21 protein-coding genes are annotated in these 23,103 nt (G+C 66.3%); 6 read left to right on the top strand and 15 right to left on the bottom strand.

What is annotated here, in order from left to right; translation table 11 throughout:
• Positions 1-120 precede the first annotated feature (120 nt).
• Entirely contained in the window at positions 121-2,184 is a 2,064-nt protein-coding gene (locus tag DDE75_RS00755; RefSeq protein WP_211659274.1) for a lytic transglycosylase domain-containing protein, read from the top strand.
• Here the strand turns inward: DDE75_RS00755 and DDE75_RS00760 are convergent.
• The 3 genes from DDE75_RS00760 to DDE75_RS00770 form a co-directional block, all read right to left on the bottom strand.
• Entirely contained in the window at positions 2,150-3,106 is a 957-nt protein-coding gene (locus tag DDE75_RS00760; RefSeq protein ID WP_108500482.1) for a DMT family transporter, read from the bottom strand. The two genes, DDE75_RS00755 and DDE75_RS00760, sit on opposite strands and share 35 nt — an antisense overlap.
• A 116-nt stretch (positions 3,107-3,222) precedes the next feature.
• Complete coding sequence (locus tag DDE75_RS00765) at positions 3,223-4,014, bottom strand: inositol monophosphatase family protein (protein ID WP_170310913.1); 792 nt, start codon at positions 4,012-4,014, stop codon at positions 3,223-3,225.
• 66 nt (positions 4,015-4,080) lie between these two features.
• Positions 4,081-4,995 carry a LysR family transcriptional regulator gene (locus tag DDE75_RS00770; RefSeq protein ID WP_108500483.1) on the bottom strand — a complete coding sequence of 305 codons (915 nt, stop codon included), beginning with the start codon at positions 4,993-4,995 and terminating at the stop codon, positions 4,081-4,083.
• A gap of 92 nt (positions 4,996-5,087) precedes the next feature.
• Here DDE75_RS00770 and metF point away from each other — a divergent pair, with 92 nt between their 5' ends.
• Complete coding sequence (gene metF, locus DDE75_RS00775; protein WP_108500484.1) at positions 5,088-5,966, top strand: methylenetetrahydrofolate reductase [NAD(P)H]; 879 nt, start codon at positions 5,088-5,090, stop codon at positions 5,964-5,966.
• On the opposite strand, the gene DDE75_RS00780 is transcribed toward metF, so the two are convergent.
• Together DDE75_RS00780 and DDE75_RS00785 are read right to left on the bottom strand one after the other, a co-directional pair.
• The gene (locus DDE75_RS00780) at positions 5,967-7,034 is read right to left on the bottom strand and encodes a DUF2235 domain-containing protein (protein ID WP_245894572.1); all 1,068 of its coding nucleotides are present in this window, start codon (positions 7,032-7,034) and stop codon (positions 5,967-5,969) included.
• 38 nt (positions 7,035-7,072) lie between these two features.
• Positions 7,073-8,227 (bottom strand): type III PLP-dependent enzyme, encoded by a 1,155-nt coding sequence (locus DDE75_RS00785; protein WP_108500485.1) that lies wholly within the window; start codon positions 8,225-8,227, stop codon positions 7,073-7,075.
• Positions 8,228-8,485: 258 nt separating this feature from the next.
• Between DDE75_RS00785 and DDE75_RS00790 the strand changes: the two genes are divergently transcribed.
• Positions 8,486-11,347 (top strand): valine--tRNA ligase, encoded by a 2,862-nt coding sequence (locus tag DDE75_RS00790; RefSeq protein WP_108500486.1) that lies wholly within the window; start codon positions 8,486-8,488, stop codon positions 11,345-11,347.
• Between the two features lie 75 nt (positions 11,348-11,422).
• On the opposite strand, the gene DDE75_RS00795 is transcribed toward DDE75_RS00790, so the two are convergent.
• The 3 genes from DDE75_RS00795 to DDE75_RS00805 are packed head-to-tail and all read right to left on the bottom strand — an operon-like array spanning position 11,423 to position 14,211.
• Positions 11,423-12,526 (bottom strand): pyridoxal phosphate-dependent aminotransferase, encoded by a 1,104-nt coding sequence (locus tag DDE75_RS00795; protein WP_108500487.1) that lies wholly within the window; start codon positions 12,524-12,526, stop codon positions 11,423-11,425.
• A 40-nt stretch (positions 12,527-12,566) separates the two neighbouring features.
• Positions 12,567-12,803 carry an Lrp/AsnC ligand binding domain-containing protein gene (locus DDE75_RS00800; protein ID WP_072296492.1) on the bottom strand — a complete coding sequence of 79 codons (237 nt, stop codon included), beginning with the start codon at positions 12,801-12,803 and terminating at the stop codon, positions 12,567-12,569.
• 31 nt (positions 12,804-12,834) lie between these two features.
• Positions 12,835-14,211: an MATE family efflux transporter gene (locus DDE75_RS00805; protein WP_108500488.1), complete on the bottom strand. Its 1,377-nt coding sequence runs from the start codon at positions 14,209-14,211 to the stop codon at positions 12,835-12,837.
• Between the two features lie 128 nt (positions 14,212-14,339).
• On the opposite strand from DDE75_RS00805, the gene DDE75_RS00810 reads away from it, so the two are divergent.
• The 3 genes from DDE75_RS00810 to plsY are packed head-to-tail and all read left to right on the top strand — an operon-like array spanning position 14,340 to position 17,160.
• Positions 14,340-15,299, top strand: a complete 960-nt coding sequence (locus DDE75_RS00810; protein WP_108500489.1) for an aspartate carbamoyltransferase catalytic subunit — start codon at positions 14,340-14,342, stop codon at positions 15,297-15,299.
• 2 nt (positions 15,300-15,301) lie between these two features.
• Positions 15,302-16,582 carry a dihydroorotase gene (gene pyrC, locus DDE75_RS00815; RefSeq protein WP_108500490.1) on the top strand — a complete coding sequence of 427 codons (1,281 nt, stop codon included), beginning with the start codon at positions 15,302-15,304 and terminating at the stop codon, positions 16,580-16,582.
• Positions 16,579-17,160, top strand: a complete 582-nt coding sequence (gene plsY, locus DDE75_RS00820) for a glycerol-3-phosphate 1-O-acyltransferase PlsY (protein ID WP_108500491.1) — start codon at positions 16,579-16,581, stop codon at positions 17,158-17,160. Before pyrC ends, plsY begins: the two co-directional genes overlap by 4 nt.
• 4 nt (positions 17,161-17,164) lie before the next feature.
• Here the strand turns inward: plsY and DDE75_RS00825 are convergent, their stop codons facing one another.
• The 7 genes from DDE75_RS00825 to uvrC form a co-directional block, all read right to left on the bottom strand.
• The gene (locus tag DDE75_RS00825) at positions 17,165-17,548 is read right to left on the bottom strand and encodes a hypothetical protein (protein WP_162798848.1); all 384 of its coding nucleotides are present in this window, start codon (positions 17,546-17,548) and stop codon (positions 17,165-17,167) included.
• 164 nt (positions 17,549-17,712) lie between these two features.
• Positions 17,713-19,083: a glutamate--cysteine ligase gene (locus tag DDE75_RS00830; protein ID WP_108500493.1), complete on the bottom strand. Its 1,371-nt coding sequence runs from the start codon at positions 19,081-19,083 to the stop codon at positions 17,713-17,715.
• 71 nt (positions 19,084-19,154) lie between these two features.
• Complete coding sequence (locus DDE75_RS00835) at positions 19,155-19,634, bottom strand: hypothetical protein (protein ID WP_162798849.1); 480 nt, start codon at positions 19,632-19,634, stop codon at positions 19,155-19,157.
• 77 nt (positions 19,635-19,711) lie between these two features.
• Entirely contained in the window at positions 19,712-20,146 is a 435-nt protein-coding gene (locus tag DDE75_RS00840; protein WP_108500495.1) for a molybdenum cofactor biosynthesis protein MoaE, read from the bottom strand.
• 4 nt (positions 20,147-20,150) lie between these two features.
• Entirely contained in the window at positions 20,151-20,402 is a 252-nt protein-coding gene (gene moaD / locus DDE75_RS00845; RefSeq protein ID WP_108500496.1) for a molybdopterin converting factor subunit 1, read from the bottom strand.
• Positions 20,392-21,024: a CDP-diacylglycerol--glycerol-3-phosphate 3-phosphatidyltransferase gene (gene pgsA, locus DDE75_RS00850; protein ID WP_108500497.1), complete on the bottom strand. Its 633-nt coding sequence runs from the start codon at positions 21,022-21,024 to the stop codon at positions 20,392-20,394. The genes moaD and pgsA overlap by 11 nt, the downstream gene beginning before the upstream one ends.
• Positions 21,025-21,112: 88 nt before the next feature.
• Positions 21,113-22,963 (bottom strand): excinuclease ABC subunit UvrC, encoded by a 1,851-nt coding sequence (gene uvrC / locus DDE75_RS00855; protein WP_108500498.1) that lies wholly within the window; start codon positions 22,961-22,963, stop codon positions 21,113-21,115.
• Positions 22,964-23,103: the final 140 nt, after the last annotated feature.

A 23,103-nucleotide genomic window follows, 5' to 3' on the forward strand; every position in this document is an offset into this window, starting at 1 on the left:
ATTGGTCTGCAAGGCTAGACGTTGATTTCGCGGACCTCACTATCCCCGGACGGGGAACTTGCCAAGGTTGTGAATTGCGCAGCCTGCGTTTGCCGATCAGACAGGATGCCGATGCGACTTATGCGTGACATGTTCTATGCGGGGCTGTTCGCGGTCCTTCCCCTTGCCGCCGCCCCCGCGCTGGCCGAGGACGCTGGCGCCATGGCGCTGGCCCTTGCCGCCGCCGACAGCCGCGATTGGGTCACCGCCCGTGACGCGGCCCTGCGCGCAGGCCCCCTGGCCGAGGCGATGGTCGGCTGGCAGGCGCTGCGTGCGGGCCATGGCAGCTTTGCCGATTACGCCGCCTTCCTGCGCGAGAATCCGGGCTGGCCGGGCCTCGAGAGCATCTATCGTCAGGGCGAGGCGAAGCTGCGGGCCGGTGACGACCCCGATGACATCCGCGACTGGTTCGAGAACCGCCACCCGACGACGCTCTCGGGGCTGAACGCTCTGACCGCGGTGCTGTCCGACCGCAAGGCCAAGGCCGAACGCGCGCTGTTCTTAACCCTGGCCCCGATGACCGCGGCCGAGGAAACCGCCCTGCTGGACGACCCCGAGACCGAGCTGACGCCGCTGATCCCCGCCCGCGCCACCGCCATGCTGGACGCGGGCGAATGGGAACAGGCCGAGCGTTTGATCCCCCGCCTGTCCCCCGCCCTGCAACCGCTGGTCCGGGCGCGCGTCGCCCTGCAATCGGGGCGGCAGGGCGTGGACGACCTGATCCTTGCCCTGCCCGAAGGCCAGCGCGCCGATGCGGGGCTGACCATGGACCGCTTTCTGTGGCGGGTCCGCGCCAAGATGCATGACGCCGCGCAGGACCTGATGCTGCAGGCATCGACCGCCGAAGACCTGCGCAACCCCGACCGTTGGGCGCAGATGCGGGTCGATTACGCGCGGCTGGCCATGCGGCAAGGCCAATGGCAGCGCGCGCTGGATCTGGCCGCGCCGCATCATCTGGACCCCGACAACCGCCATTATTCCGATCTGGAATGGCTGGCGGGCTTCGCCGCGCTGAAGACCGGCCAGCCGCAGGTTGCGCTGGATCACTTCCTGCATCTGGAGACCGTGGTCGGATCGGCGATCAGCAAGGCCCGCGCGTTCTACTGGCAGGGCCGCGCGCATCAGGCGCTAGGAGATACCCGCGCCGCCCGCCGCGCCTTCGAGGAGGCCGCAGCCTTCCCCGGCGTCTATTACGGTCAGCTGGCGATGGAGCAGGTGGGCACCCCCCTGCCCCCCGAATATGCCGTCACCGGCCCCGCCATCGACACCCTGCCCGACTGGCGCGGCAGCGATCTGCGCGAGAACGGCTTGTTTCGCGCGGGCCTGTGGCTGATCGCATCGGGCAGGCGGGACGAGGCGCAGAGGTTCTTCCTGCATGCGGCCCAGACCGCCGAGCCCGAAGACATCGCCCGCATGTCCCGCCTGATGTTCGAGGCAGGCGCCCCCTGGCACGCCCTGCGTCTGGCCAAGCAATCGGCCAATCAGGGCGTCATCTGGCCCGCGGCGCAATTCCCGCTGACGGGGCTGGAGAACCGCGACCTCGGCCCGCCGCCCGAGCTGGTCATGGCCATCGCGCGGCAGGAATCGGAGTTCAACTTTGCCGCCAGCAGCCATGTCGGCGCGCAGGGGCTGATGCAGCTGATGCCCGGCACCGCCGAACAGATGGCCCGCAAGCTGGACCTGCCCTACGATCTGGCGCGGCTGTCGTCTGATGCGGCCTATAACGCCAGCCTCGGGTCGGCCTATCTGATGGGGCTGGAGGATCGCTTCGGGTCCTCGGTGGCGCTGATCGCCTCGGGGTATAACGCGGGGCCGGGGCGTCCGGCGCGATGGCTGGACGATTTCGGCGACCTGCGCCGCGATGCCGATCCGGTGGAATGGGTCGAGCTGATCCCCTTCGACGAGACCCGCAACTATGTCATGCGCGTGGCCGAGGCCTTGCCCGTCTATCGCGCCCGCATCCACGGCAAGCCCGCGCCGGTGGTGACCCGTTGGGACCTGTCGGGGGGCGGGCTGATGCCGCCGCCACCGCTGCGTCTGACGCTGGCACTGTCGGGGCGCCCGCCCGCACGGCCCGTCATCGGGCCGCGCCAGCCGGTGTTCTTCGGGCCTAACCTGCCTTCTGACGCTGACGCCACAAGGTGAAGATCCCCGCAGCCACGACGATGGCGGCCCCCACCACGACATTGTGGCGCAGTGTTTCGTCAAAGACCCAGACCCCGATGAAGCTGACCCAGACCAGCTGGGTATAGGCGAAGGGCTGCAGGGCCGATGCCTCGGCCAGCTCATAGCTGCGGATCATCAGGTAATGCGAGGTCATGCCGCAGACGCAGAGACACCCCATCCAGATCCAGTCGGTTGGCGCCAGCCATTGCCAGTCCCAGATGCCGACCAGCGTGATGGCGAGCGCGCCGCTGATACCGGTCCAGAAGAAGCTGACCATCGCCGGATCGTCGCGCGACACATGGCGCGTCAACAGCCCGTAAAGCGCAAACATCCCCGCCGCCGCAAAGGGCAGCAATGCGGCCGGCGAGACGACGCCTCCGCCGGGGTTCAGGATGACGATGATGCCCGCAAAGCCCAGGCCGATGGCCGTCCAGCGCCGCCAGCCGACCTTTTCGCCCAGGACCGGCCCGGACAGTGCCGCGACCAGCAGCGGATAAACGGCGAAGACGGCATGCGTCTCGATCAGGCCAAGGCGGACGAAGGCCTCGACCATCAGCAGCACCTCGAGCGCCAGGATGACGCCGCGGGCGATTTGGGTCAGGGGCCGCTTGGTGCGGATCGCGCGCCTCAAGCCGCCGGGCTGGCGCGACACCAGCGCAATGACGAACAGGGCAAAGACCCAGTACCGGATCATCACGATCAGCACCGGCGGATATTCCGACCCCAGCACGCGCGAGAAACCGTCCTGCAAGGCGAAGATGAAGCTGACCGCGCACATCAGGAAGATGGCCAGCCCAGTGCGGTCCTTGGCGGGGCGCGCCGTCAGCGGTGGCAGCGGCGGCGGGGCCGAGGCGGTGGCGGCGGATGCGGCATAGGGGGGCTGGGAATGATCTTCGGGCATGTAATCGCTTTCAGGAACACGGCCCCCTGTTGCGCCCCATGCGACCCAAGGTCAAGCGCGGGCCGGCTTGCATGAACTGCAAGCCGGCCCGCGTGTCATGTCTGCATCTGTCCGGGTCAGTCGCGGCTGCGGATGACCTTGGCGAAAGGCTCCAGCAGGGTCGGGTTGGCGGCGATGATGCGACCCGATTCCAGCGGGCTGTCGCCTTCGCGGATGCCCTCGACGAAGCCGCCGGCCTCGCGGACCATCAGGATGCCGGCCGCGACCTCCCACGGTTTGGCACCGCGTTCCCAGGAACCGTCGAAGCGACCGGCCGCGACATAGCAGAGGTTCAGCGAAGGCACGCCGAAGCTGCGCACGCCGCCCGAGACGGGCATCAGCCGCGCCAGATCCTGCAGCGATGCGGGCAAGGGACCGCTGCTGGCATGGGGGATGCCGGTCGAGAAGACCGATTCGCCCATCCGCGTGCGACCCGAAACGCGCAGGCGCTGGTCGTTCATGAACGACCCGCTGCCCTTTTCGGCCACGAACATCTCGTCCTTGGCGGCGTCGAAGACGACGGCGGCGACGATCTCGCCCTTGTGCTCCAGCGCGATGCTGACGGCCCAATGCGGCAGGCCGTGCAGGAAGTTCGAGGTCCCGTCCAGCGGGTCCACGATCCAGCGGCGGGTGGGGTCGTCGCTGGCCTGTTCGCCGGTTTCCTGGCCCAGCCAGCCATAGCTGGGACGAGCGTTCTGCAGCTCTTCCTTGATCAGGCGTTCGGCCTCGCGGTCGGCGCGGGTGACGAAATCACCGGCGCCCTTGACGCTGACCTGCAGGTTCTCGACTTCACGAAAGTCCTTGACGAGGCCGCGCCCGGCCTTGCGGGCGGCCTTGACCATGACGTTCAAATTGGCGCTTGCCATCACATGCTCCGGAAAAAGGGGTTGGCGCGTCATAGAGGCTGTGGCGCGGAATGTGAAGCGAAAGGGACGTCACGCGGCGGCACCACGCAGCATCCGCAGGGGTTCGGTGCGCGAAAGCCGCAACACATGGGCCATGTAGGGCTGCGACAGGTCGTCCTCGCGCACCGCCGCATAGAGCCTGCGCCGCACCCCGCCCGCCCCAAGCGGCAGCAGCGCCAGTTCCGGATTGGCACTTTCGCGGCGCAACACCCAGTCCGGCATCACCGCCACCCCGCGCCCCGAGGCGACCAGCATCACCGCCACGGCGGTCAATTCCACCGTGCGGGTGCGGGCGGGCTCGACGCCCGCGGGTGTCAGGAACTGGCTGAAGACGTCCAGCCGCGCGCGGTCCATCGGATAGTGGATCAACGTTTCACCGGCCAGATCCTCGGGGTCGGCATGCCCCTTGGCGACCAGCGGATGCCCGGCGGGTACCATCAGCGTCGGCGCGTAATCGAAGAGCGGCTGGAAGGTGATGCCCGGCAGATCCTCGGGGTCCGAGGAGATGACCAGATCGACCTCCTCGCGCACCAGGGCAGGCAACGCACCGAAGGCCAGCCGCTGGCGGATGTCCACGTCCACGTCCGGCCAGGCGCGGCGGAAGATGTCCAGCACCGGCAGCAGCCAGTCAAAACATGCGTGGCATTCCATGGCGATATGCAGCCGTCCGATGCGTCCGGCCTCGACGCCCTTGAACTCGGCCTCGGTGGCAGCGACCAGCGGCAGCACCTGTTCGGCCAGCCGCAAAAGGCGCATGCCCGCCGCCGACAGGCGCATGGGCTTGGCGCGGCGGACGAACAGCTCGACCCCCGCCTGTTCCTCCAGCGCCTTGACCTGATGCGAGAGCGCGCTTTGGGTGATGTTCAGAACCTCGGCCGCGCGGGCCAGACCGCCCTGGGCATGGATGGCGTGAACGGTGCGCAGATGGCGCAGTTCCAGATGCATGATGAATTCCGCTCAGGTTTATCTTGAGGATTATGAATTTGTCTCACGCGACGCGGCATGGCACAAGTCCTGCGAACCGAAAGGATACCGACATGAGCCGCCAGACCCCCAAGATCAGCTTCGAGTTCTTCCCGCCCAAGACGCTGGATGCCTCGTTCCGGCTGTGGGAAACCGCGCAGGCGCTGGCACCGCTTGGGCCGGAATACGTGTCCGTCACCTATGGCGCGGGCGGCACGACCCGCAAGCTGACCCATGAGGCCGTGACCACCATCAACCGTCAGTTCGGCCTGAACGTCGCGGCACATCTGACCTGCGTCGAGGCGACCCGCGAAGAGACCATGAAGATCGTCCAGGATTACGCCGATGCCGGCATCCGCGAGATCGTGGCCCTGCGCGGCGATGCACCGAAAGGCAGCGACGGCTTCACCGCCCATCAGGACGGCTTCAATAATTCGGTCGAGCTGATCGAGGCGATCGCGGCGCGCGGCGACATGACCATCCGCGTCGGCGCCTATCCCGAACCCCATCCCGACAGCCCCGATACCGACGCCGATGTCGCTTGGCTCAAGCGCAAGATCGAGGCGGGGGCCAGCAGCGCCATCACCCAGTTCTTCTTCGACGCCGACACCTTCTTCCGCTTCCGCGACAAATGCGCGGCGGCCGGCATCGATGCCCCCATCGTGCCGGGCATCCTGCCGATCCAGAGCTGGGCGGGCACCAAGCGTTTCGCCGCCATGTGCAACACAACCGTTCCCGATTGGGCGCATGAGGCCTTCGATCTGGCGGCCCTGGACGGGGCGGACGCCGAACGCCAGCTGGCGACCGGCATCTGCGTCGACCTGTGCGAGAAGCTGATCGCGGGCGGCGTGGACCGGCTGCATTTCTATACGCTGAACCGCCCCGAACTGACCCGCGACGTCTGCGCTGCCCTTGGCGTGCGCCCCAAGGCGGGGCTGGAGGCCGTCGCCTGATCAGCCGGCAGACCTGATGTCGGTGGGCATCGGCTGATCCACCGCATCCTGCGGCGGTGACCGGACCGGCTGCGCCAGGTGATCGACCAGCTGCGCGGGGCCGTCATAGGGCAAGGTGACGGTCGGGTGCAGAGCCTCGGACCGATATCGGCCCGCAAGGCGCGGCGTGCGGGCCAAGAAGGCCTTGCCCCAGTTGCGCCACGACCCGATGGCCGGAGCCTGGGGGTCGCAGGCAAACATCCCGCGCCAGCCGACCGGCAATTCCAGCCCCACGCCCTCGGCGCATTCCAGCATCCATGTCAGCGGGATGTTCGCCAAGGGCCGCGCGAATTCGAATCCCGACAGCTGGCCACCGATGTCGGGATGGGCGCCGCGGAACCACATCTGCTCGATCCGGCCAGCGGCGTGATCCTCGTCCCACAGCATCGGGGCGAAGGCGGCTCGGGTTTCGTCCAATGCAAGGGCTTGGAAGGCGTGCTCGATCCCCTTGCCCAGATGGGCGTCATGGAAGCGAAAGCGCGGCTCGGTCAGCATCCACAACAGCGGCAGGCGGATGCCAAGCGCCATGACCGTGTCGAAGCAGCCCACCATGCGGATGGGCGCCGCCGAATGACAGCGCCGCGCAAAGCCCGCCAACGCCCTGTCGGAACCACCGCGCTGATACAGCCGCCAGGCCAGCCGGATGTTGCGTTCGGTCGCGTGGCGGGGCGCCAGCAGGCCAAGCCGCCCGATCATTCCCGCCAGGCTGCGCACCGCGAAACCGCCCCGCGAATAGCCCATCATGAAGATCCGGTCCCCCGGCTGATAGGCCGTCGCCAGCCAGCCGTAGGCGCGGGTGATGCGCGATTCGAGCGTGGTGCCCATCATCAGTTCATGCAGCGTGCGCCAATGGTTCCACTGCTGCCCCATGGCGTAATGGATGCGAGTCCGCCCCGCGATGGGCGGCAGACCCAGTTGTCCCGTCAGCAGGCGATGGATGCGTCCGATGGAACTGCGCCGCCCTTCGGCAAGCGAGGCGAAAGTGCCGTCCATCAGGATGATATGGGTCGTCGCGGGTCGAATCGTCATCATGCCCCCAAGCCTAGCATGGGGGCATGAACCGATGGTTATGACAGTTGCATCACCGTCGCGCGCGTCATGGCGCCAAAGCCGTTGAAGCGGGTGTTGGTGACGGTCGAATAGGCACCCGCTCCGTGGAAGATGACATAGTCGCCTTCCTGCGTATCGGCGGGCAGGCCCAATTCGCCCGGCAGGCGGTCGACGCTGTCGCAGGTCGGCCCGAAGATCACCCGCCCCGAGGCATCGCCCCCGCGCGGATTGCCCTGCGGGTCCAGCACCTCGATCCGGTCGATATTGCCGATGATCGGCAGCTCGGCCAACCCGCCATAGACGCCGTCGTTCAGGAAGACGTCCACCCCGTCGCGGATGCCCTTGACGCGGGTGATCAGCGAAAACGCGTCGGCACAGAGGCCGCGGCCCGGTTCGCAGACCAGCGCGGGGGCGTCATCGCCGAACATCTCGGTCGTGGTGTCGCCGATCTCCTGGAAGATCGAGGCCAGATCGGGCTCCACCCCCACCACGCGATGCGAGGGGAAGCCGCCGCCCACGTTCAGGCGCACGGCGCGCACGCCTGCCTGGTCGCAGATGTCCTTAGCGACGCGGATATAGCTTTCCCATGCGATGGGGTCGGTGCATTGCGTGCCCGGGTGGAAGGTCAGCGAGGGGACGTATCCGCGCCGCGCCACCTCGGCCAGCAGCTCGGCGGCCAGTTCCGGGCTGGCGCCGAACTTCGACCCGAAGTCATAGGCAGCCCCCAGCACCGGCAGCTTGAAGCGGGGCGAGATCTCGACCCCCTCGCCGTCGACCTCGGTGGGCACCTGGTCGAACAGCTTGTCCAGCTCGGACCGGCTGTCCACGGACCATGAGGTGATGCCCACCTCGACTGCATGTGCGATTTCCGAGCGACCCCGGACGGGGTTGTGATAATGGCGTGCGGCATCGGGGGCCATGCGGCCGATCAGGTCGATCTCGAAGGGGGATGCGACGTCGAAACCCTTGATGCCCGCCGTGACCAGGTTCTGGATCACGACCTCATCGGGGTTCGATTTGACCGCATAGGTCACAAGCCCCGGAAAACCGTCGATGAACTGCCGCGCCCGATCCTGCAGGACCGTCGGTGCAAAGACCATGACCGGATGTTCCGGAGCGAGATGGCGAATGACATCCGCCGGATTGTCCCAGACGGTCTTCTGTTGTCCCATTGCGGTTCCTTTCGCACAGGCAAGCTGTCGCAGATATGTGATTCAAAACCCTAGGCCGCGCCTTAAGGTTCCGGACCCCGCCTTGCAAAGCCCGAAACGCGACTTGGCGCAGATGTTACGACGACAAGCACGGCGGTTGCATGAAATCAACAGTCGCGGGCAGCGGACGGCCATATTTCGCGCGACATGCAGGATGCGTTGGACTTGGCCTTTCGCCCCGCATTCGCTAATCCACCCTCAACAAAGGGGATCGCGACGATGACGATGGACAAAAGCTTTGACGCCAAGGCCGCCGAGGCCCGGATCAGCGCCGAATGGGAACGCACCAATGCCTTCGCGGCAGGGGCCAATGCCAAGCGCAGTGAAACCTTCACGGTGATGATCCCGCCCCCCAACGTCACGGGCAGCCTGCATATCGGCCACGCCTTCAACAACACGCTGCAGGACATCCTTGTCCGCTGGCACCGGATGCGCGGCTTCGACACGCTGTGGCAGCCCGGTCAGGACCACGCGGGCATCGCGACGCAGATGGTCGTCGAACGCCAGATGGCGCAGCGCGGCGAACCGGGCCGGCGCGAGATCGGCCGCGACGCCTTCGTCGAGAAGATCTGGGCCTGGAAGCAGGAATCCGGCGACACGATCATCAACCAGTTGAAGCGCCTTGGCGCATCCTGCGACTGGTCGCGCAATGCGTTCACCATGTCCGGTGCGCCGGGTGCCCCGGCCGGTCAGGAAGGCAACTTCCACGACGCCGTGATCCGCGTCTTCGTGGATCTGTACAACAAGGGCATCATCTATCGCGGCAAGCGGCTGGTGAACTGGGACCCGCATTTCGAGACCGCGATCAGCGATCTGGAGGTCGAGAACCGCGAGGTTCCCGGCCATATGTGGCACTTCAAGTACCCGCTGGCCGGCGGCGAGACCTATGAATACGTGGAACGCGACGAGGATGGCACCGTCACCCTGCGCGAGACGCGCGACTATATCGCCATCGCCACCACCCGCCCCGAGACGATGCTGGGCGACGGCGCGGTCGCGGTGCATCCGGACGATGCCCGTTACGCCCCCATCGTCGGCAAGCTGGTCGAGATCCCCGTCGGTCCCAAGGAACAGCGCCGCCTGATCCCGATCATCACCGACGAATATCCCGACCCCGATTTCGGGTCCGGCGCGGTCAAGATCACCGGCGCGCATGACTTCAACGATTACGAGGTCGCCAAGCGCAACAACATCCCGCTGTTCGCGCTGCTGGACACCAAGGGCGCGCTGCGCACCGACGGTCTGTCCTATGACGAAAGCGCCGCCATCGCATCGCGCGCCGCGCGGGGCGAGGATGTGGGCGACGTGTCGAACGTGAACCTCGTCCCCGAGGATCTGCGCGGGCTGGACCGCTATGACGCGCGCAAGCGGGTGATCGACCAGATCACCGCCGACGGCCTTGCCGTGACCTATCTGCATAAGGAGATCGAGAAGGAGACCGGCGCCGAGCATCTGGAGCGCCGCCCCGTCATCGAGAACAAGCCCATCATGCAGCCCTTCGGTGACCGCTCGGGCGTGGTGATCGAACCGATGCTGACCGACCAGTGGTTCGTCGACACGCAGCGCATCGTCGGCCCCGCGCTGGATGCGGTGCGCGATGGTCGCACCCAGATCCTGCCAGAGCAGCACAAGAAGGTCTATTTCAACTGGCTTGAGAACATCGAGCCTTGGACCATTTCCCGCCAGCTGTGGTGGGGCCACCAGATCCCCGTCTGGTACGACGAAGAGGGCAACCAGTATTGCGCCCCGACCGAGGCCGAGGCCCAGGCCAAGGCGCCGGGCAAGGTGCTGACCCGCGACCCCGACGTGCTGGACACCTGGTTCAGCAGCGGATTGTGGCCCATCGGCACGCTTGGCTGGCCCGAGCCGACCGAGGAATTGAAGAAGTATTTCCCGACCGACGTGCTGGTCACCGGTTTCGACATCATCTTCTTCTGGGTCGCCCGGATGATCATGATGCAGCTGGAGGTGGTGAAGGACATCCCTTTCCACACCGTCTATGTCCACGGGCTGGTGCGCGACGAAAAGGGCGCCAAGATGTCCAAGTCCAAGGGCAACGTGATAGACCCGCTGACCTTGGTCGATGATTTCGGCGCCGACGCGCTGCGCTTTACCCTGACCGGCATGGCGGCGATGGGCCGCGACCCCAAGCTGGGGCCGAAGCATGTCGAGGTGAACCGCAACTTCGTCACCAAGATCTGGAACGCCAGCCGCTTTGCGGAAATGAACGGCGTGCGCGGCGGCGCGGCACGTCCCGCCCCGACCCACACCGTGAACCGCTGGATCATCGGCGAAACCGCCCGCATCCTGATGGCGACCGACGAGGCGCTGGCCTCCTATCGCTTCAACGATGCGGCGATGGGGCTTTATGCCTTTGTCTGGGGCAAGGTCTGCGACTGGTACGTGGAATTCGCCAAGCCGCTGTTCGACGGTGAACATGCCGAGGAAACGCGCGCCACGATGGGCTGGGTGCTGGACCAGTGCTACCTGATGCTGCACCCGATCATGCCCTTCGTCACCGAGGAACTTTGGGCGCTGACGGGTGACCGCAAAGGCATGCTTGTCCACGGTGACTGGCCCGAACTGGGGGCCGATCTGATCGACGCGGATGCCGACGCCCAGATGAACTGGGTCATCGCCCTGATCGAGGCGGTGCGTTCGGCCCGTTCGCAGATGGGCGTTCCGGCGGGGGCAAAGCTGGACCTGATCGTGACCGAGGCCGATGCCGCCGCCCGCGCCGCCCTGCAGGCCAACGGCCCGCTGATCGAGCGTCTGGCGCGCGTCAACACGCCCGTCGATGGTCAGGCCGGCAAGGGCATGATCGCCGTCTCGGCTCAAGGGGCCAGTTTCGCGCTGCCGATCGGAGACGTGATCGACGTTGCTGCCGAGACCGCGCGTCTGCAGAAGGCGCAGGCGAAATCGGCCAAGGATGCTGACGGGCTGCGCAAGCGTCTGTCGAACCCCAAGTTCGTCGAGAATGCCGAAGCCGAGGTGATCGAGGAAACCCGCGCCAAGCTGGCGGCGCTGGATGACGATATCGCGCGGCTTGCGGCGGCGCTGGGCCAGCTGGCGGCGATGTGATCACGACCCCTCGCCGGGGACGCCTGTCTTGATGGCAGGTGCCTCCGGCGGGGGTATTTGGACAACCGAGAAGCTTCAGGCGGGGCTGATGTCGTCCAGCGCCTTGGGCAGGACGACGGACAGCAGGTCCAGTTCCTCTGCGGGACCGCAGCTGATGCGGATGCAGCGGTTCAGGGGCACGACGCCCGGCATGCGGATGAAGACGCCGCGATCCTGCAGGGCCTTGACCAGATTTGCGGCAAAGCTGCCGTCGCGGCCCGTGTCTACCGCGACGAAATTCGTGGCGGTGGGCAAGGCCGTCAATCCGTTCTGGCGGGCGATCTGGCCGATGCGGTCGCGTGAGATCGCCACCTGTTGCTGCACATGGGCCAGCCATTCGGTATCGGCCAAGGCCGCCAGTGCGCCTGCCTGCGCGATGCTGTTCACGCCGAAATGGTTGCGGATCCGGTCGAAGCCCGCGATCAGGTCCGGCGCGCCGATGGCATAGCCGATGCGCGCGCCCGCAACGCCGTAAGCCTTGCTGAAGGTGCGCATGCGGATGACGCGCGGATCATCGGCACCGATCGTGGGGATGGCGTCCTGCGGGGCGAATTCGACATAGGCCTCGTCTAGGACCAGCAGACAATCGGCGGGCAGCTGGTCCAGCATCGTCTCGATCACCTGGCCGGAATGCCAGCTGCCCATCGGGTTGTCGGGATTGGCCAGATAGACCAGCCGCGCGCCCGTCTGATGGGCCAGTTCGATCAGCGCCTGCGGGTCTTCGTGGTCGTCCTTGTAAGGTGCCTTGTGCAGCACGCCCGCGTAGCCGTTCACGTGATAGTTGAAGGTCGGATAGGCGCCCTCGGACGTCACGACAGCATCGCCCGGCCCGATCATCAGCCGGACCAGCACGCCCAGCAGCCCGTCTATCCCCTCGCCCACGACGATGTTTTCGGGGCCGGCGCCCAAATGGGCGGCCAGCGCATGGCGCAGGTCGTGGCTGGGCGCATCACCATATTTCCAGACCTGCGTTGCAGCATCCTGCATGGCTTGAATGGCGCGAGGGCTGGGGCCGAAGCCGTTTTCATTCGCGCCCAATCGCGCGCCGAAGGGCTTGCCGCGCTGGCGTTCCAGTGTTTCGGGTCCGACAAAGGGGACGGTCGAAGGAAGCGAGGCGGGGATGGGGGCGAATCTGGTCATGGGTGCTAGATGCCCGCAACCCGTGCCGCCTCGCAAGGGGTCAGAAGGCCCGGAAGGTCATCGTGGTCAGCGTCCGGCTGATATGCGGGATGTCGAACAGCTTGTCCGACAGGAAACGGCCCACATCCTGATCCTCGGGGATGTAGACCTTGGCCATCAGGTCGTAATCGCCGGATGTCGAATACAGCTCGGACACGATCTCGCGGTCATAGATGGCCTCGGCGACCTGATAGGTCCGGCCGGGCTCGCAGCGGAACTGGACGAAGACGGGGCGCATGATATCCTCCGGTATGTCGTGTCGCGGCAGGTTAGACCGCGGCGCGCAGCAGGGTCCAGTCCCCCCGCGCATGGCCGCGCCAGAACCGCCACATCAGCAGGATAGACGCCAGCGTCAGCCCGACGCACAAGCCCAGCCACAACCCCGCGGGCCCGAAGCCAAGCGGGAAGGCCAGCAGATAGGCGACCGGCATGCCGACCCCCCAGTAGCTGAAGCCCGCCATCCACATCGGCACATTCGTGTCATGGACGCCGCGCAGGAAGCCAAGCGCGATGACCTGGAAGGCATCGGTCAGCTGGAACAGCGCCGCATAGAGCAGAAGGCTGGCCCCGATGGTGACGATCAGCGCGGCCTGTGGGTCATTGGGGTCCAGATACATCCGTACCAGCTGATGGCGGAACAGCAGATAGATCGAGATGGCGATGGCGGCGAAGACCAGCGACATCCAGATGACGGTGATGGCGGCATCGCGCATCCACGCGCGGTCGCCCCGCCCCTTGGCCTGCCCCACCCGCACGGTGGCGGCATTGGACAGCCCCAGATGCGCCATGAAGGTGATCGAGGTGATCTGCAGCGCGATCCCATGGGCCGCCAGTTGCGGGATGCCGATCCAGCCCATCATGATGTTCGAGGCGACGAACAGCCCGCCCTCGGCCACCATGGTGACGCCGATCGGCCAGCCGATGCGGGCGATCTGGCCCATGGCCTGCCAGTCGGGGCGCCAGAACCGCTGGAACAGGTTGTACTGCCGGGCGATGGGCAGCCATTGCGCGTAAAGCACCAGCAGGATCAGCTGGACGATCTGGACCGTCAGGCTGGCGATGGCCGCGCCCTGCACGCCCAGTTCCGGGGCGCCGAGGTTGCCGAAGATCAGCACCCAGTTCAGCGCAACGTTCAGCGGCAGGCCCGCCAGCGTCACCCACATCACCACCTGCGTGCGTTCCAGCGCCGCCAGATAGCTGTTCAGCGTCAGTTGGCCCAGCACGATCCCCAGGCCCCAGCCCGCGATGCGCAGGTAATCCTGCGCCAGGGCCGAGACCATCGGCGTCTGGCCAAGCGACAGCAGGATCGGTTCGGAAAACCACATCAGCGGCATGACGGCCAGCGCGAAGCCCGCCGAGAGCCAAAGCGCCATGCGGGCACCGCGGCGGACCTCGGTCTGGTTGCCGGCGGCGATATGGCTGGCGATCAGCCCCATCACGCCGGTGCCGAAGCCCATCCCCAGGAAGAACAGGATGTGGAAGAAAGACCCCGCAATGATCAGGGCGGCAAGGGGCTCGACCCCGTACCAGCCCACCATGACGGTATCGCCCACGCCGATGGCCATGCGGGCAAGATGGCTGCCGATCAGCGGCAGGCCAAGCGACAGCGTCGCAAGGATATGGGGGCGATAGCGGGACATCTGCATACCGCCCGCAATATCCCCGCGGACCCCACCGGGCAAGCGATCTTTGCACCACCTGCAAATCCCCTGCCCGCTTGCCGCACGGCCTCCCATCTGCGATAGAACGCGCACCCCCGACTGAAAGGCTGAACATGAGCTTTCGCGCCCGTCACCTGCTGGGCATCGACCATCTCAAACCCGCCGAGATCGTGTCGCTGCTGGACCTTGCCCAGGACTATGCCGCGCTGAACCGCAGGACCGTCAAGCACTCGGATGCGCTGGCGGGCATGACCCAGATCAACATGTTCTTCGAGAACTCGACCCGCACCCAGGCCAGCTTCGAACTGGCGGGCAAGCGGCTTGGGGCCGACGTGATGAACATGGCCGTCAGCCAGTCATCGGTGAAGAAGGGCGAGACGCTGATCGACACCGCGCTGACGCTGAACGCCATGCAGCCCGATCTGCTGGTCGTGCGCCACCCCAATTCCGGCGCGGTGAACCTGCTGGCCGAAAAGGTGAATTGCGCGGTCATCAACGCGGGCGACGGGCGGCATGAACATCCGACGCAGGCCCTGCTGGACGCGCTGACCATCCGCCGCGCCAAGGGCCGGCTGCACCGCCTGACCATCGCCATCTGCGGCGACATCGCCCATTCCCGCGTGGCGCGGTCGAACCTGATCCTGCTGGGCAAGATGGAAAACCGCATCCGCCTGATCGGGCCGTCGACGCTGATGCCCTCGGGCGCGGCCGATATGGGGGTCGAACTGTACGAAGACATGCGCGAGGGCCTGAAGGGTGCCGATGTCGTCATGATGCTGCGCCTGCAGCGTGAACGCATGGACGGGGGTTTCATCCCCTCGGAACGCGAATATTACCACCGTTGGGGTCTCGACGCCGAAAAGCTGGCGCTGGCTGCGCCTGACGCCATCGTGATGCATCCGGGGCCGATGAATCGCGGCGTGGAAATCGACGGCACCATTGCCGACGACATCAACCGCAGCGTGATCCAGGACCAGGTCGAGATGGGCGTTGCCGTCCGCATGGCCGCACTGGACCTGCTGGCACGAAACCTGCGCGCCGAACGCGGCCGCATTGCCGAAGGCGAGGCGTGATCATGGACCAGTTCTTCACCAATGCCCGCCTGATCGACCCCGAAACCCAGACCGACGAGATCGGCAGCCTGCTGGTGCGCGACGGCACCATCGTCGGACGCGGCGGGCCGGGCGATGCCGCCCCCGAAGGCGCAACCGTCATCGACTGCGATGGTCGGGCGCTGGCCCCCGGCATCGTCGATTGGGGCGTCAAGATCGGCGAACCCGGCGAGCGTCACAAGGAAAGCTTCCGCAGCGCCGGTCTGGCCGCAGCCGGTGGCGGCGTCACGACCATCATCGCCCGTCCCGACACCCTGCCCCCCATCGACACCCCCGAGGCGCTGGAATTCGTCGCCCGCCGCGCCGCCGATGCCCCCGTCAACATCCACCATATGGCCGCCCTGACCAAATCGCGCGAAGGCCGCGAGATGGTCGAGATCGGTTTTCTGACCGATTTGGGGGCCGTGGCCTTCACCGATGGCGTGCGCGTCGTGCGCGACACCAAGCTGCTGACCCGCTGCATGACCTATGCGCGCGGGCTGAACGCCCTGATCGTCGGCCACCCGCAAGAGGCCGGTCTGTCCGCAGGAGCTGCCGCGACCAGCGGCAAGTTCGCATCCCTCTACGGCATCCCCGCCGTATCGCCGATGGCCGAGGTGATGGGCCTTGACCGCGACCTGGCTTTGGTCACCATGACCGGCTGCCGATGGCATGCCGACCAGATCACCACGGCGGCCTCTCTGCCGGCGCTGGAACGCGCACGCAAGGCGGGGCTGGACGTGACGGCGGGGATCTCGATCCACCACCTGACGCTGAACGAATTCGATGTGGGCGATTACCGCACCTTCTTCCGCTTCACCCCGCCCCTGCGGTCCGAGGATGACCGTCAGGCAATGGTGCAGGCTGTGGCCGATGGCGTGATCGACGTGATCGCCAGCTTCCACACCCCACAGGACGAGGAATCCAAGCGCCTGCCCTTCGAGGCCGCCGCCCCCGGCGCCGTCGGCCTTCAGACCCTGCTGCCCGCCGCGTTGCGTCTCTATCATCAGGGCGGGCTGAGCCTGCCGCAACTGTTCCGCGCCATGTCGCTGAACCCCGCGCGCAGGCTGGGCCTGTCTGCAGGCCGCCTGTCGGAGGGCGCCCCCGCTGACCTGATCCTCTTCGACCCCGACGCGCCCTTCCTGATGGACCGTTTCGCGCTGTTGTCGAAGTCCAAGAACACGCCCTTCGACGGCGCCCGCATGCAGGGCCGCGTGATGGGCACATGGGTCGCGGGCCGCCGCGTCTTCGGAGAAAGCGCATGACCCTGATCCTCTGGACGCTCTTCGGTTACCTGCTGGGATCGGTGCCCTTCGGGCTGGTCATCACGCGTGCCCTGGGTCTCGGCGATCTGCGCCAGATCGGGTCGGGCAATATCGGCGCGACTAACGTGTTGCGGACCGGAAACAAGCCAGCAGCCCTTGCCACCCTGCTGCTGGACAGCGGCAAGGGGGCCATCGCCGTGCTGCTGGCGCGCCATTTCGCGGGCGATACGGCAGCGATGCTGGCGGGGGGCGCGGCCTTCCTGGGGCATTGCTTCCCCGTCTGGCTGGGCTTCAAGGGCGGCAAGGGCGTGGCGACTTTCCTGGGGACGGTGCTGGCGCTGCATTGGCCCTTGGGCCTGATCGCCTGCGCCACCTGGGCGCTGACCGCCGCCATCACCCGCATCAGCAGCCTCAGCGCGTTGGTGGCCGCCGTGGCGGTGCCGATCGTCGCGCTGATGACGGGCCGCGGCGATCTGGTAGCCGTCACCTGCTTCATGGCGGCTCTGATCCTGATCCGCCATCACGCCAACATCCGCCGCCTGATTGCAGGGACCGAACCTCGCATCGGCCGCAAATAAGGTCTCAGCGTTCTGCAACCAGCGACCGCCCCGCCGGACGCGCAGGCCGCACCGGGGCAGGTTGCTGGGGGGCCGCCGCCGGGGCCGCAAAGCTGGTCGGCGTGAAGGGCGCCGCCGCTTCGGTCGCCGGACCCACGGCCCGCAATTCGCCCCCGCGCAGCGACATGCGGCGCAGCGCCTCGGCACTCTGACGCGCCGAGGTCGCGATCGAGATCAGCGCAAGGCAGGCTCCCGCCAGCAGGATCAGCATGGCAAGCCCGGTGACGCCCAGAAAGACCGACATCGGCGGCACGCCCTCGGCCTGGCGGACCTGTAGGACAATCGCAGCAACCAGCGAAGCCACGCCAAGCACGAAGACCACGGCGACCAGTCGGCCTACCCATTGCATCAAACTTGCCCGCATCGCCTTGCCCCACATGCTGTTCAGGTCCCGCCTCACGCGTGCCACCAAGCGGCAGCCATTTCAAGCGGGACCCATGTCACCTTCGCGTGCGGCCTCGGGGGGTCCGGGGGGCGAAGCGCCCCCGGCCGTCGCGGGACGCAATCGGCGCGTCAATAGGAGTACTCGTCATAGATGCGGCTCAGATCGCCGGCCCATTCGCCGCGATACTTCTCCAACAACTCATCCGAGGGCACCTTGCCGCTGTCGACGCTTTCCTTCAGCGCGTTCAGGAAATGCGTCTCATCCGGCACCAACCCGTCATTGCCGGGGCGGGCGCGGTTCTTCAGGCCCTGCTCGGCGATGGCCAGCACCTCGCGCGACAGATCGTGCAGGTTGATGTCACCCACCTGCCCCTGCAATCCGTCGCGACCGGCGGCAATGCGCAGACCTTCGCGGGTCTCGGCGTCCCAGCCCTTGATCAGATCGGACGCCGCATCCAGCGCCTGCTGGTCATAGGTCAGCCCGACCCACAGCGCGGGCAGCGCGCAAAGGCGGCGCCACGGGCCGCCATCGGCGCCGCGCATCTCGATGTATTTCTTGACGCGGGCTTCGGGGAAGACGGTGGTCATGTGGTCGGCCCAATCCGACAGGGTCGGCACCTCGCCCGGCAAGGCGGGCAGCTGGCCCTTCAGGAAATCGCGGAAGCTCTGGCCAAGGGCGTTGATGTATTTCCCGTCGCGATAGACGAAATACATCGGCACATCCAAGACGTAGTCGACCCAGGCCTCATATCCGAAGCCATCCTCGAAGACGAAGGGCAGCATGCCGGTGCGGGCCGCATCCAGGTTCTGCCAGATATGGGCGCGCCAGGATTTCATGCCGTTAGGCTTGCCGTCCAGAAAGGGCGAATTGGCAAAAAGTGCCGTCGCCACCGGTTGCAGCGCAAGCGCGACCCGCATCTTCTGGACCATGTCGGCTTCGGACGCGAAATCGAGGTTCACCTGAACCGTACAGGTCCGATACATCATCTGCGTGCCAAGCGTGCCGACGCTGCCCATGTAGTCGGTCATCAGGCGATAGCGGCCCTTGGGCATCATCGGCATCTGGTCCTGCCCCCAGATCGGGGCTGCGCCAAGACCGATGAAGCCCGCGCCGATGTCGGCGGCCACGGCCTCGACCTCGGCCAGATGGCGGTTCACCTCGTCGCAGGTTTGGTGGATGGTTTCCAAGGGGGCGCCCGACAGCTCCAGCTGGCCGCCCGGTTCAAGGCTGACATTCGCGCCGTCGCGTTCCAGCCCGATCAGGTTTCCCGCTTCCAGCACCGGCGTCCAGTTGAAGCGGTCGCGCAGACCTTCCAGCATGGCCGTGATCGAGGTCGGACCTTCGTAAGGTAAGGGCAACTTCCGGGCATCGTCATAGCCGAACTTCTCATGCTCGGTGCCGATACGCCATTGATCCTTGGGCTTTTCGCCGCTGGCGATATAGGCAGCCAGCTGATCGCGATGTTCGATGGGGCCTCCGCCCTGCTGTGGAATGGACATGGGTCTGAGGCCTCTCTGGCGTTTCCGTGTCGGTCACAGGTGGCAATCGTGGCAGGCCAAGTCAAGTCGCCTCAGACCGGCCTCCGCCAAACGGTGCGGATTGCATCATCCTTGTCGGCCACCTGCGCCAACGCGTTCGACACCATCCCCATGTTCAGCCCCGGCAGTGCGGTGAAGGCATCGGCCAGCGTCGCCGCCCCCGCCGCATCCGCGGGGATCAGCAGGGCCTGGGCATCGATGCTGCGCAGCCGCCAATGGGCGCGACCTTCGACCCGCAGCAGGCGGATTTCCGACAGGTCGCGCAGGGCGATCTCTCCTCCGCGTTCGGTAGCGCCGTAATAGCGGATGGCGCCCTCGACGACCTCGACCACGCCCGGCGCGCCGATGGGGCGGCGGAACGGGCTGCGACGGAAGGCGCCGATGGCCAGGACGCCGCCGATCAGCATGACGCATCCCCCGACCAGCGCCAGGAACCAGCCGCCCAGCAGCGCGACATAGAGCCCGGCCAGAAAGACGGCGGCAAAGGCCAGCATCTCGGCCCGTTCGGACAACCATTGGCGCAGTTCGGGTCGGATGGGCTGGCTCCTGTGGGAAGGGCGGGATCGGGGTATTTGGGCAACCGAGAAGATCACCAGCGGTTCAATGCATCCTCATCGGTGGATTTGGCATCGACCCAGGTGGCGGTGCCGTCCTGCGCGATTTCGCGCTTCCAGAAGGGCGCACGGGATTTCAGCCAGTCCATCAGGTAGTCTGCGCCTTGGAAGGCCGCATGCCGATGGCGGGCGGCGGTGGCGACCATCATGATCGTGTCGCCCACGGGGATGCGGCCATGGCGGTGGACGATGCGCCAGTCGGTCAGGCCGAAGCGATCGGCCGCCTGCCGGCAGTAATCCTGCAAGGCGCGTTCGGTCATGCCGGGGTAATGTTCGATATCCAGCGCAGCCATCAACCCGGTATCGTCGCGGACCACACCGGTGAAGGTGACGATGGCCCCTGCTCCCGCGCCGAAGCCGTCGATTTCAGCGGCAAGATCGAAGGGGGCCGTCTGGACGCGGGCGGTCATGGGGTCAGCCGCCGGTCATGGGCGGGAAGAAGGCGACCTCGCGCGCGTCGGTGATCGGGCTGTCCAGATCGGCAAGCTGCTGATCGACCGCGCAACGCAGCGATGCCATGTCGGAAAATGCAGCGGCGTGGCCTTCCGAGGCCGCCGTCAGTTCCGCGATCAGGTCACGAACGGTCGCGGCATCGGTGGTCACCGTTTCACGCGGCTGGCCCACGCGTTCGCGCAGCCAGGCGAAATAGAGGATATCAAGCGTCATTGGCCGGTTCCCGCAGATAAGGCAGCGCCTTGATGAAATAATCCCAGCCCGTCCATGCCGTCAGTCCCGCCGCGATCCAGATCAGGATCAGGCCCACATGGGTGGCCAGGGCATCAAGGCTGGCCGACCAGATGATACCGGTCTCGCCGACGCGCGGCGACTGGCCTTGGGCGACATAGGACAGGCCGGTGCCCAGAAACAGAACCGCGATGGCCACCATCTGCAGCGTGGTCTTCCACTTGGCCAGATTGGTCACGGCCAGCTTGCGGGATTTGTCGCCCAGGAATTCGCGCAGGCCCGAAACGAAGACCTCGCGGAACAGGATGACGGTCACGGGCAGGATCAGCCAGGGGTTCATGCCGGAATAGCCGGTGATGACGACCAGCGCGATCACCACCATGGCCTTGTCGGCGATGGGGTCCATGGCGGCGCCGAAGCGGCTTTCCTGTTTCCAGGCGCGGGCAAGGTAGCCGTCGAACCAATCGGTGACAGCCGCCAGCAGGAACAGCGTCAGTGCCGCCCAATCCGCCCAAGGCCGTTGAAAATACAGGAACATCAACGGCACGGCCGGGGCCGCGCAGAGACGCATAAGGGTCAGGATATTCGGAAGGGTCCAGCGCATGACCGCAAGCTAGTCCCTGCCGCGACGGTTTGAAAGAGGCAAGGCAGCCGCCGTCATCAACTTGTTGTCCGACAACGCGGCCCTGCGCTCAGCCCTTGACGTGGAAATGGTCATAGACCTTCTGCGCGATGGCCGCCGAGATGCCGTCCACCGCCTGCAGATCGGCCAGACCGGCGCGGCCCACGGCCTTGGCGCTGCCGAAATGAGTCAGCAGTGCGCGCTTGCGGGCCGCCCCCACGCCCGCGATTTCGTCCAAGGGGTTGGCCATGGCCGACTTGGCGCGCTTGGCGCGATGGGTGCCGATGGCCCAACGGTGCGCCTCGTCCCGCAGGCGCTGCAGGAAATAGAGCACGGGGTCGTTCATGCGCAGGGCGAAGGGGCGCTGGCCGATGCGGTGGAACTCTTCCTTGCCGTGGTCGCGGTCCTGGCCCTTGGCGACGCCGATCATGGCGATGTCCTCGACGCCCATCTCGGCCATGATCTCGTGGACGGCGCTGACCTGACCGGCGCCGCCGTCGATCAGCAGCAGGTCGGGCCAGGCCTCGGACTGGCGGTCGGGGTCTTCCTTCAGCAGGCGGGCGAAGCGGCGGGTCAGGACCTCCTTCATCATGCCGAAGTCGTCGCCGGGGGTGATCTCGGTCCCCTTGATGTTGAACTTGCGGTACTGGCTCTTGATGAAGCCCTCGGGGCCGGCGACGATCATGCCGCCGACGGCATTGGTGCCCATGATATGGCTGTTGTCATAGACCTCGATCCGGCGCGGGGCTGCGGGCAGATCGAAGGCCTCGGCCACGCCCTCCAGCAGGCGCATCTGGGTGGCGCTTTCGGACATGCGCCGCGCCAGGCTTTCGCGGGCGTTGCGGGTGGCGTTGGTGACCAGTTCGGACTTCTCGCCACGCTGCGGGACCAGGACCTCGACCTTGCGGCCTGCGCGTTCGGACAGCACCTCGGTGGTCAGATCGGGGTCTTCGGCGGGGTGGGACAGCAGGATCAGCCGGGGAGGCGGCTTGTCGTCGTAGAACTGCATGATGAATGCCTGCATCACCTCATCCGGGCTTTCCGCCCCGCCAAGGCGCGGATAGAAATCGCGGTTGCCCCAGCTTTGATTGCCGCGGATGAAGAAGACCTGCACGCAGGCCTGCCCGCCTTCCATGTGCAGGGCGATGATGTCGGCCTCGGCCACGCCCTTGGGGTTGATGGCCTGCACCGATTGCACAGCGGTCAGCGCCTTGATGCGGTCACGCAGCGCGGCGGCGCGTTCGTATTCCATGTTCTCGGCGGCCTGGGCCATCTCGGTCTTGAGGTCGGCCTGGATGGTCGTGGACTTGCCCTGCAGAAAACGTTCCGCGTCATTGACCAGTGCGTTGTAATCGGGCGCGCTGATCCGCCCTACGCAGGGACCGCTGCAGCGCTTGATCTGGAACAGCAGGCAAGGGCGCGTGCGCGATTCGAAGGTGCTGTCGGTGCAGTTGCGCAGCAGGAAGACCCGCTGCAACTGGGTCAGCGTGCGATTGACCGCACCCGCGCTGGCGAAGGGGCCATAATAATCACCCTTCTCGGACCGCGCTCCGCGATGCTTCTTGATCTGCGGGTATTCATGCGACTTGGCCACAAGAATGTTCGGGAACGACTTGTCGTCGCGCAGCAGCACGTTGTAGCGCGGCTTCAGCTGCTTGATCAGGTTCTGTTCGAGCAGCAGGGCCTCGGTCTCGGTGTTCGTGGTCAGGAACATCATGCTGGCGGTTTCGCGGATCATCCGCGCGATGCGTCCCGAATGCCCCGAGGGCCGGGCGTAATTCGACACCCGTGCCCGCAGATCACGCGCCTTGCCGACATAGAGCACCGCCTGGTTCGCATCCAGCATGCGATAGACGCCGGGGCTGCCGTCGATGGTGCGAAGATAGTCGTGGATCAGGTCGTGGCCGGTTTTCTGGGTCATGTCGCTAAGAAAGTGATTCTGGGGGGCTGCTGCAAGTTCCGGGATGCCGGTGCAAGGCGAAAGCTTTCCACGGAATCTGTGGATAATTCTGTGGGCCACCTGTGAGGGATAGCCGAGTCGCCCAGCAAACGTTACAGTTC

This window comes from Paracoccus indicus (assembly GCF_003056335.1).
Taxonomy (GTDB): Bacteria; Pseudomonadota; Alphaproteobacteria; order Rhodobacterales; family Rhodobacteraceae; genus Paracoccus; species Paracoccus indicus.